The following is a 10,385-nucleotide window of genomic DNA, read 5'->3' as shown; positions in this document are numbered from 1 at the left end:
GTGACGACCACCGCGCAGCCCCCGGACGGCGGCAGCAGCGGCCGCACCTGCTGGGCGCCGGCGGCGTCGTCGAGCAGCACCAGCATCCGGCGATCGGCCAGCCGCGACCGGTAGAGGGCGGCCCGTTCGTGCAGGCCGGGCGGCATGACCGCGTCCGTGACGCCGAGCGCGCGCAGCAGTTCGGCCAGCAGCACCGCCGGGTCGCGCGGGACCGCGGAGGTGCCGGCGAGGTCGAGGTAGAGCTGGCCGTCGGGGAACTCGTCGCGGGCGTCGTGGAGCGCGCGCACGGCGAGCGCCGACTTCCCGGTCCCCGGCGCGCCGGCCACGACCACCACCCGGCGCCCGGACAGCAGGTCCATCAGCTCGCCCAGCGGCCCGGCCCGGCCGGTGAAGTCCGGGATGTCGGCGGGCAGCTGGGCGACCGGGCGTGGCCGCGCATGGGTGACCAGGTCGAGCGCGGGGTCCGCACGCAGGATCCGGGCGTGTACGCGCTGCAGGCCGGGCCCGGGGTTGGCGCCGAGCTCCTCGGCCAGCAGCCGCCGGATGTCGTCGAACACGGCGAGCGCGTCGCCTTGGCGGCCGCTGCGGTAGAGCGCGAGCATCAGCAGCTCCCGCGCGCGTTCGCGGTACGGGTGCTCGCCGGTCAGCCGGGACAGCTCGGGGATGGCCGGCGCGGGCTCCCCGCGCAGCAGGTCGAGCTCGGCGAGGTCTTCCAGCGCGCCGAGGCGGTACTCGTCGAGCCGGGCGCGTTCGGTGGCGGCCGCGGGCGTGTCGATGCCGCTGAAGGCGGGCCCGCGCCACAGCGTCATCGCCTCGGCCAGGTGCTGCCGGGCGGCGGTCAGGTCCCCGTCGCCGCGGGTTTCGCGCGCCCGGTCGAGCCCGGCCGCGAACCGGTCGCTGTCGAGCCGGCCGGGGGCCACCCGCAGCAGGTACCCGGTGCCGACGGTCTGCAGCGAGCCGTCGTCGAGCTCCAGCGATCGGCGCACGTCCCCGACGTACTTCTGGACGAGGTTGACCGCGCTCCGCGGCGGCTTCCCGCCCCAGGCACCCTCGATGATCTGCTCGCGGTCCACCCGCCGGTTCGCGTGCAGCAGCAGCACCCCGAGCACCCGGAGGCACTTGGCGGACCCCACCTCGACCGGGGCCGCACCGCGCCAGGCCGTGATCGGCCCGAGCACGCCGAATCGGACATCAGACACGCAAATCGCCCCCTCCCCACGGCGAGCGTACCTCCGACCGGCGACGTTCCGTAAGACTGCAGTGCGATTGCAGTGAACGCTGCCACGCTCCCGTCGCCGGTCGAATGCGGGCCGGCGAGGGGAGAACCACGATGGGAACCAGCACGACGGCCGGGTCCGTGTGCCGCGGCCGGCCTTGACCGCGAACCCCGCGCGCCGGCTCGCGGCGGTGCTGCTGAGCGCCGCGGCGGTCGTGGCGACCGCGCCGCCCGCCGGCGCGATGACGGCCCCGCGCGTGGTCCGCGAGGTCGTCACCACCGTCGAGTGGGCGGCCGTCGACGTCGTCGACGCCGGGTTGCAGCATCGGCGGCTGATGGTGCGGCTGACCCGGGCGTTCACGGTCGACCGGGTGCTGTGACCGACGCGACTCCGGTCCGTCCACAGTTGACACCGGCCGCGCGCCCGGCGCAGGATCGGACCACAGTGGTCGATCGTGTGTTCGAACAGTAGTCGCTGGCTTCCCCACAGCGAAATCGGTGGGAGCCCGCTTTGGCGTTCAACAATCCGCGTGTGCCGTGGTCCGAAGTGGAGCGGATCGCCTCCGGGCGGCCGCCCGTTCCCGGGGACGGCAACGACGCCCCCGCGTGGTCGCGCAAACGGGAGGGCTACGCGGGCGCGCCACCCGATCTCGTGGACCGGCGTGGCCGGGACGACGGCGGCGACCGGATCCGGGCGCCCTACGCCGAGCTGCACGTCCACTCCAACTTCAGCTTCCTCGACGGCGCCTCGCACCCCGAGACGCTCGTCGAGGAGGCCGCGCGGCTCGAGCTCGACGCGCTCGTCCTGACCGACCACGACGGCCTGTACGGCGCCGTCCGGTTCAACGACGCCGCGCGGGAGCTCGGGGTGCGGGTCGGGTTCGGGGCCGAGCTCTCGCTCGGGCTGCCCGCGCCGCAGGGCGGGGTGCCCGATCCGGCCGGGTCGCACCTGCTCGTGCTCGCCCGGCAGCAGACCGGGTACCACCGGCTGTGCCGCGTCATCTCCCGCGCCCAGCTCGCCGGCGGGGAGAAGGGACGGCCCGTCTACGACTTCGACGAGCTGGCCGACGAGCTGGCCGGGCACGTCGTCGTCCTCACCGGCTGCCGCAAAGGAGCTGTCCGGCAGGCGCTCGCGCGGCAGGGCCCGGCCGCCGCGCGGGCCGAGCTGGCCCGGCTCGTGGACCGGTTCGGGCGGTCGCACGTCGCCGTCGAGCTGATCGACCACCGGCTGCCTGCCGACGAAGCCGCCAACGACCTGCTCGACGCGCTGGCCAAGGACCTCCGGCTGCCGACGGTGGTGTCCAACAACGTGCACTACGCCCGCCCGGAAGACGCCGTCGTGGCGGACGCGGTCGCCGCCGTCCGGGCCCGGCGGTCGGCCGAGGACCTCGACGGGTGGCGGCCGCCGTCGGGGCAGGCGTTCCTGCGGTCCGGGATGGAGCAGCGGCGCCGCTTCGAGCGCCGCTACCCGGGCGCGGTCGGCCGCGCGGCCGTCCTGGGCGTCGAAGTGGCGTTCGACCTGCAGCTGGTCGCGCCGGACCTGCCGCCGTTCCCGGTCCCGGCCGGGCACGACGAGATGTCGTTCCTGACCGAGCTGACCTGGCGGGGCGCGCGGAAGCGCTACGGCCCGCGCGAGGAGAACCCGAAGGCCTACGCCCAGCTCGAGCACGAACTCGCCGTCATCGGCAAGCTCGGCTTCCCCGGCTACTTCCTCGTCGTCTGGGACATCGTCCGGTTCTGCCGGGAGGCGAACATCCTGTGCCAGGGCCGCGGATCGGCCGCGAACTCGGCGGTCTGCTACGCGCTGGAGATCTGCCACGCCGACCCGGTGCGGTGGAACCTGCTGTTCGAGCGGTTCCTCGCGCCGGAGCGGGACGGCCCGCCGGACATCGACGTCGACATCGAGTCCGGCCGCCGCGAGGAAGCCATCCAGTACGTCTACGAGAAACACGGCCGGTTCCACGCCGCGCAGGTCGCCAACGTCATCACCTACCGGGCGCCCTCGGCGATCCGCGACGCGGCGAAGGCGCTCGGCCACAGCCCCGGGCAGCAGGATGCCTACGGGAAACTCGTCGACCGCTGGGGCGGCGTCGCCGCGACCAGGCAGCAGGCGGCCGGGTCGATCCCGGACGACGTCCTCGACCTGGCCGCGCGGATCGAGGACTTCCCGCGCCACCTCGGCATCCACTCCGGCGGCATGGTGCTTTCGAAGCAGCCGGTGTCCGAAGTGGTCCCGGTCGAGTGGGCGACCATGAAGGACCGCAGCATCCTGCAGTGGGACAAGGACGACTGCGCGACCGTCGGGCTGGTCAAGTTCGACCTGCTCGGCCTCGGCATGCTGTCCGCGCTGCACCACATGATCGACCTCGTCGCCGAGCACCACGGATCCACTGTGGACATCGGGAAGCTGGACCTCGCCGACCCGGCGGTCTACGACATGCTCTGCGCAGCCGACGCCGTCGGGGTGTTCCAGGTGGAATCCCGGGCCCAGCTGGCCACGCTGCCGCGGCTGCGGCCCCGGAAGTTCTACGACCTGGTCGTCGAGGTGGCGCTGATCCGGCCCGGCCCGATCCAGGGTGGTTCGGTGCACCCCTACATCCGCCGTCGCCGCGGCGACGAGGAGTGGGAACACGCGCACCCGCTGCTGGCCGCGTCACTGGACCGCACCCTCGGCGTGCCGCTGTTCCAGGAGCAGGTGATGCAGATGGCGGTCGACGTCGCTTCGTTCACCGCCGCCGAGGCCGACCAGCTGCGGCGGGCCATGGGCGCCAAGCGGTCCAGCGCCAAGATGAAGGCCTTGATGGCGCGGTTCTTCCGGGGCTGTGCGGCCAACGGCCTCGACCGCGAGCTGGCCACCCGGATCTTCGAGCAGATCCACGCCTTTTCCGGCTACGGTTTTCCCGAAGCGCACTCGATGTCGTTCGCGCTGCTGGTGTACGCGTCGGCGTGGTTCAAGCGCTACTACCCGGCCGCGTTCTGCGCCGGGTTGCTGCGCGCGCAGCCGATGGGTTTCTACAGCCCGCAGTCGCTGGTCGCCGACGCCCGCCGCCACGGCGTGCGCGTCCGCGAGCCGGACATCAACGCGAGCCTCGCCGGCGCCACCCTGGAGCCGGACGCCGCCAGCACCGGCGGCGTCGCGCTCCGGCTCGGTCTCGCCGCGGTCCGCCACCTCGGCGAGGACGCGGCGACGCTGGTGGTCACCGAGCGGGAGGCGCACGGGCCGTACCCGAGCATCGGCGACCTGACCCGCCGGGTGCGGCTGAAGAGGAACGCCGTGGAGGCGCTGGCCACGGCCGGGGCGTTCAGCGGCTTCGGCGGCGACCGGCGCCAGGACCTGTGGGCGGCGGGCGCGGCGGCGGCGACCCGGCCGGGGCACCTGCCCGGCCTGGCCCCCGGCCTCGACGCACCGGCGCTGCCCGGCATGACCCGGCTGGAGGTGACGGCGGCCGACCTGTGGGCGACGAGCGTCTCCCCGGACAGCCACCCGGTGGAATACCTGCGCGAGCTGCTGGACGAGCGCGGCGCGATCACGGTGGCCGAGCTCATGCGGACCGAAGACGGAACGCGCGTGTGGGTGGGCGGAGCGGTCACCCACCGCCAGCGCCCGGCGACGGCCGGCGGCATCACGTTCCTCAACCTCGAAGACGAGACCGGGATGGCCAACGTCCTGGTCTCGCCGGGCCTGTGGCGACGGCAGCTGCTCGTGGCCCGCACGAGCGCCGCGTTGCTCGTCCGCGGCCAGGTCCAGGCGGCCGAAGGGGTGGTCACGCTGGTGGCCGACCGCATCGAAAACCTCGAGCTGGCGGTGCGAACCGGCCCCTCCCGCGACTTCCGGTGACTCGACGGGAACCCCAGGGCACGCAAGGGTCACCCGGCGAGCCGGTGCAGGGCCGCGAGCACGGCCGGGGCGAGGGTGTCCTGGTGCCCGGCGTCGTGCAGGAGGTGGTCCACTCCGGACAGTGGCACCCGGCCCGGCCCGCCCGCGTGGGCGCGGCGCAGCGCGGCAGTCAGGGCATCCGTTGTGGTGCAGGGGACCTGGACGTCGTCGGTGCCGCAGGTCAGTAGCACCCTGGTCCCCGGCCGCAGAGCCGCGGCGGTGTCCGGCGGGTAGACGGCGTCGTCGCTGTCCACGAACCGGCTGCTCGGGCCCTGGAAGGCCGTGAAGAGCTGGGTGACGGCGGGCGGCAGGCCGGTGGGGTCGACCGGCCGGTGTTCGCGCAGGGCGGTGACGGCGGCGTCGATCGCCGCGTCGATGGTGTTCCGCTGCTCCGGGGTGAGCTGGCCCTGCCGGGCCGCTTCGGCGACCTGGGCGTGCAGTTGCAGCGCGACCAGGTCCAGCAGGCGGATCGCCTGCGGCTGCAGCAGTCCCACGCCGGCCGGGCGCGGGCGGGCGGCGCCGCCGAGCAGCAGCGCGGTCATCGCGCCCTCGCTGTGCCCGACGACCATCAGCGCGTGCGGGTCGGTCTCCGGCTGGTCGCGCAGCACCTGGTAGGCCGCCGTGGCCTGCCGGACGAACGCCGGGTAGTCGAGCGTTTCCGGGTGCTCGCGGTAGGCGCCGAGCCCGGTCCGGCCGGTGCCGTACTTGTCGAACCGCAGGGTGGCGACCCGGTCGTTGCCGAGCGCGGCGGCCACCTGCGCCAGGGTGTTCGGGGTCGCGTGGGGTGGCTGGTCGCCGTCGCGGTCGGTGGGGCCGCTGCCGGGCAGCAGCAGGGCGGCGCGCAGCCGCTGCCCGGGACGGTGGGCGGGAACGTGCAGGGTGCCGTACGTCGCCGTTCCCTCGACGGTGAAGACGACTTCGCGATCGACAGCGGGCACGAGACGTGGTGCCGCCTCGGCGGGGACGGCGGTCACGACGGCCAGCGTCAGCACGGCCGCGGCGAGGTGGGGAATCATCGGTCTACTTCCTCCGGGCCAGGGTGTTCTCGACCAGCGCGACGGTCTCGCGCGGGTCGTCGACCTGGAGGACCAGGCGGGCGTAGCGCTCGTCGGCGAGTTCGATCACGACGGCCTTCGACGCGTCCTTGACGTCCCAGAAGACCTTTTCGCCGTCGAGGTGGAACGTGCCCGCCGTGATCACGCCGGGCAGGTGGGCGCCCGGCGCGCGGATCCCCTTGGGGTCGGCGGCGATGCCCGGGTCCGCGGTCGCGCCGCGGACGTTGGCCAGCGGGATGGTGAGGCTGCTCTTGAAGGCCCAGAGCTTGTCGAGACCCTCGATCACGACCACGAGGTCGTCGCCGTCGATGTGCACCAGTGCCATGTCTTTTCCTTTGTCAGTCGAAATGTTGGGTGAGCGCGGCGCCGACCCCGTCGGGGTTGCCGCGCAAGAGGATGCCCAGCGCGGCCGCCGTGAGGGCGGCGGCCAGGACGGGGGACAGGCCGAGCGCGTCGGCGATCGCCTGGTCGATGGCGGCCAGCGCCGCGGCCACCTCGGTGGCCACCTCCTCGTCGGCCGGTGCCCGTTCGACGACCGCGAGCAGCAGCAGGCCGAGGTCGGCCGAGGTGACGAGCTGCAGCGCGGTCGCGGCGTCGGGTGCCGCGGCGAGCGCTTCGGTCAACGGGCGGACGTCGTCGGCGAGGTGGCGACGCAAGGCGACCAGGTAGAGGCCGCGCTTGCTGCCGAACGTCTTGTACAGGCTGTTGCGGTGCACGCCGAGGTGGGTCACGAGGTCGTCGACGGACACCCCGTCGTACGCGCGGCCACCGAACAACTTCGCGGCGCTGTGCACCACTTCGTCCTCGTCGAACGCTCTCCGCCTGCCCATGCCAGGACCTTAGCCTTTTGAGGAACGATCAGTCAAGAACGATCATTCCTCAAAATTCGAGAGCTTCCGTTGACTTCGGGCCCCCTCGGTGGTTCTCTCGCTGAGAGCGCTCCCAGTCATCCGTTCGTGCCCGACGAGTGAGGATGGACCTTCATGACAGCTCGACGTCTGCGCTGGGCAGCGTGGCCGGTGATCGCCGTGCTCGCCGCGGTCGTTCCGGCCGCCGGCACCGCCGGGGCGGCGACCGCGCCCACGGCGACGGTCACCGTCAACGCCCGAGCCGGGCTGGCGACCATGCCGGACACCGGGATCGGCATCAACCACGCGGTCTGGGACAGCCAGCTGGGGACCGACGAGGTGGCCGACCTCTTCGGCGCCGCCGGTGTCCGCACGATGCGTTACCCCGGTGGTTCCTACGGCGACATCTACCACTGGAAGGACAACACCGCGCCGGGCGGGTACGTGGCGCCGAACACCGATTTCGACACTTTCATGGGCGGCGTCCGAAGAGCCGGGGCCCAGCCGATCATCATCGCCAACTACGGCACCGGCACCCCGGAGGAGGCCGCGGACTGGGTGCGGTACGCCAACGTCACCAAGGGGTACGGTGTCAAGTATTGGGAAATTGGCAACGAGCTCTACGGCAACGGGCACTACGGCGCGAACTGGGAAGCCGACAACCACGCGGACAAGAGCCCGACCGGCTACGCGAACGGCGTCGTCGCCTACGCCGACGCGATGAAGGCCGCCGACCCGTCGGTGAAGATCGGGGCGGTGCTGACGACCCCGGCGAACTGGCCCGACGCCATCGTCGGTGCCGGTGACACGGCGAGCTGGAACCAGACCGTGCTTTCGATCGCGGGCCCGCACATCGACTTCGTCATCCTGCACTGGTACCCCACCGGCTCGACGGCGGCGGAGGCGCTCGCGAAGCCGGAGCAGATCAACGACATGATCTACCTGACGCGCGAGCAGATCGCCCGGTACGCGGGCCCGAACTCCGGCCGCATCGGCATCTCGATGACCGAGACCAACACGCCGGTCGGCATGAACACCCAGCCCGGCGCCCTGTTCGCCGCGGACACCTACAGCTCGCTGCTGGCGAACGGCGTGTTCACGATCGACTGGTGGGACACGCACAACGGGCCGACGAAACTGTCCACAGTGGCCGGATACCCGGACTACGGCGACGGCGGCCTGCTCTCCAGCGGCACGTGCCTGGACGGCGGTGGCTGCGAACCCCCGCTCAACACCCCGTTCGCGCCCTACTACGGCTTGAAGATGCTGAGCACCTTCGCGCATCCCGGCGACCAGTTCGTCCGCGCGGGAGCGGACGACCCGCTCGTCGGCGCGCACGCCGTCCGCCGCCCGAACGGCGACCTGGCCGTCCTGCTGCTCAACAAGGACCCCGACCAGGCCAGGGCGGTGACCTTGGACTACGCGGGCTACACGCCGGCCGCGGGCGCGCCGCAGGTGTTCACCTTGACCAACGGCGCAACGTCCATCGGTAGTGCAATGACCGGCACGAGCACGTCCCAGACGCTGCCGCCGTACTCGCTGACCACGGTGGTGCTGCACCCCGCGACCGCCGCGGCTGCCGCTCCCGGGAAGCCGGGGCAGCCGACCGGCACGGCGACCGACCGCACGGCGACGATCAGCTGGCCCGCGGCCGCGCCCGGCGCCCACCCGATCGCGAAGTACGAGGTCTACCGGCAGGTCGGCACGACCAGCGAGCAGTGGGGCGAGACGACCGGCACGTCCCTGGACGTCGGGAACCTGGTGCCGGGCAGCCGGTACACGGTCAACGTCCTGGCGCGCGACACCGCAGGCAACGTGTCCGCGGCCTCCCCGCCGCTGACGTTGACGACCGGCGCGCCGGCGTCGAGCAGCTGCACGGTCCGCCTGACCGACAGCACCGACTGGGCGAGCGGTTTCGTCGGCGGCATCCACCTCACCGGCACCGGCGTGGTGGGGGACTGGACGTTGACGTTCAACTGGCCGACCGCGCGGCAGAAGCTCACCGGCGGCTGGAGCGGAACCTGGGCGCAGAACGGCACGACGGTGACGGTCTCGTCATCGGCCCCACCGGCGGCCGGGGTGGACGTCGGGTTCACGGCCGACTACAGCGGGCCGAACATCCTGCCGACGGCGTTCACCCTGAACGGCGTCCTCTGCGCGGCGGGCTGACTCGCGGGTCTTCCCTCCTCACCGGCGGAAGAGGCCGGTGAGGAGGGTCCCGATTCACCGGCCTCTCTCGACGCGCTCGCGCACGGCCCGCAGTTCCTCGCCGACGACCGCCATCTGCGCGTCGACCGCCGACGGATCGGTGTCCTGGGGGAAGAACAGGCTGAAGATCAGTTCGGCGCCGGCCAGGTTCGGCACCACGCGGGTGAACAGGCCCAGGGTGGGGGCATCGGCGCTGACGACGTCGACGACCCCGTGCTCGGCCGCGACCCGCACGGCGACCCGCTGCGGGCCGCGTTCGGTCTGGACGCGCCAGACGTCGTCGTGCTCGTGATCGACGGCGCTGGCGAACCCGGGCGCCCATTCGGGCAGGTGCCGCGGATCGGCGAGGTAGTCGACGACCCGCGCGGGCGAAGCGGCGACGGAGATGGTGCGGGTTTCGGCGCGTCCCAGTGTCATGCCGGAAACGATACGCACCTGCGTATGATTTGTCGACGCGTAAAATCCCGCCGGTGAACGAGGACGACGATCTCGGAGCCCTCTGCGCCGCGGCGGGCCGCAACCTGGCCGAAGCCGAGCGGCCGGTGCTGGACGGGCACGGGCTGTCGATGTGGCAGTACGTGGTGCTGACGGCCCTGGCCGCCGGATCGGCGCCCAGCCAGCTGGTCTTGGCCCAGCAGATCCGCTACGACAAGACCCGCTTGATCGCCTTGCTGGACGCACTCGAGTCGGAGGGCTTGGTGATCCGCGAGCCGGACCCGGCCGACCGCAGGGCCAGGGTGGTCCGGTTGACGCGGGAGGGGGGTGCGCGGCACGCGGCGGTCCGGGCTGCGATCCGGGAGGTGGAGGACCGGAAGCTGGCGGGCCTGCCGTCGGAGGTCCGGCAGGTGCTGCGGTCGGCCTTGGCGCATTTGGCCAACTCGGTTTGATGCGGCCGCGGGGGCGAGCTTGGTGGGGTGCTGCGGACCGGCGGCCGGGGGCGTGAGTCGGCGATGGCATTGCCTCCCGCGGGCCGGTGGCCGGGAGCGCGGGCCGGCGACGGCGTTGCCACGTGCGGACCGGTGGCCGGGGGCGCGAGCCGGCGACGGCATCGCCTCCCGCGGACCGGCGGCCGGGGGCGTAAGCCGGGTTGGGGTCGCTGCGAACCGGCGGCCGGGGGCGCAAGGGAACCAGCGACGTCACCAGACCTCCCCCGCCCCTCATCCCAGCTATCCCTTCAGTCG

At 73.0% G+C, this 10,385-nt stretch carries 9 protein-coding genes; 4 read left to right on the top strand and 5 right to left on the bottom strand.

Features of this window, described 5'->3' with window-relative positions; all coding sequences use genetic code 11:
* The coding region (locus ACWEVN_RS42575; protein WP_452055068.1) for a BTAD domain-containing putative transcriptional regulator at positions 1 to 1,199 on the bottom strand (1,199 nt) is incomplete at its 3' end.
* A 175-nt stretch (positions 1,200 to 1,374) separates the two neighbouring features.
* On the opposite strand from ACWEVN_RS42575, the gene ACWEVN_RS42570 reads away from it, so the two are divergent.
* Positions 1,375 to 1,596 (top strand): hypothetical protein, encoded by a 222-nt coding sequence (locus ACWEVN_RS42570; RefSeq protein ID WP_452055067.1) that lies wholly within the window; start codon positions 1,375 to 1,377, stop codon positions 1,594 to 1,596.
* Between the two features lie 131 nt (positions 1,597 to 1,727).
* Entirely contained in the window at positions 1,728 to 5,054 is a 3,327-nt protein-coding gene (locus ACWEVN_RS42565) for an error-prone DNA polymerase (protein ID WP_452055066.1), read from the top strand.
* Between the two features lie 29 nt (positions 5,055 to 5,083).
* Here ACWEVN_RS42565 and ACWEVN_RS42560 read toward each other — a convergent pair whose 3' ends face one another.
* The 3 genes from ACWEVN_RS42560 to ACWEVN_RS42550 are packed head-to-tail and all read right to left on the bottom strand — an operon-like array spanning position 5,084 to position 6,978.
* Positions 5,084 to 6,109, bottom strand: coding sequence for an alpha/beta hydrolase (locus tag ACWEVN_RS42560; protein ID WP_452055065.1), 1,026 nt, complete (start codon positions 6,107 to 6,109; stop codon positions 5,084 to 5,086).
* A 4-nt stretch (positions 6,110 to 6,113) separates the two neighbouring features.
* Positions 6,114 to 6,473, bottom strand: a complete 360-nt coding sequence (locus ACWEVN_RS42555; protein ID WP_449681440.1) for a hypothetical protein — start codon at positions 6,471 to 6,473, stop codon at positions 6,114 to 6,116.
* 13 nt (positions 6,474 to 6,486) lie between these two features.
* Complete coding sequence (locus ACWEVN_RS42550; protein ID WP_452055064.1) at positions 6,487 to 6,978, bottom strand: TetR/AcrR family transcriptional regulator; 492 nt, start codon at positions 6,976 to 6,978, stop codon at positions 6,487 to 6,489.
* Positions 6,979 to 7,131: 153 nt separating this feature from the next.
* On the opposite strand from ACWEVN_RS42550, the gene ACWEVN_RS42545 reads away from it, so the two are divergent.
* On the top strand, positions 7,132 to 9,165 hold the full coding sequence (locus tag ACWEVN_RS42545; protein WP_449681438.1) for a cellulose binding domain-containing protein: 2,034 nt from the start codon (positions 7,132 to 7,134) through the stop codon (positions 9,163 to 9,165).
* A gap of 54 nt (positions 9,166 to 9,219) precedes the next feature.
* Here the strand turns inward: ACWEVN_RS42545 and ACWEVN_RS42540 are convergent, their stop codons facing one another.
* Complete coding sequence (locus ACWEVN_RS42540; protein WP_449681437.1) at positions 9,220 to 9,621, bottom strand: SRPBCC family protein; 402 nt, start codon at positions 9,619 to 9,621, stop codon at positions 9,220 to 9,222.
* A gap of 53 nt (positions 9,622 to 9,674) precedes the next feature.
* On the opposite strand from ACWEVN_RS42540, the gene ACWEVN_RS42535 reads away from it, so the two are divergent.
* Positions 9,675 to 10,091, top strand: a complete 417-nt coding sequence (locus ACWEVN_RS42535; RefSeq protein WP_449681436.1) for a MarR family winged helix-turn-helix transcriptional regulator — start codon at positions 9,675 to 9,677, stop codon at positions 10,089 to 10,091.
* Positions 10,092 to 10,385: the final 294 nt, after the last annotated feature.

It is taken from the genome of Amycolatopsis sp. NPDC003861, from assembly GCF_053605405.1.
This window is presented reverse-complemented; position numbering and strand designations above follow the sequence as displayed.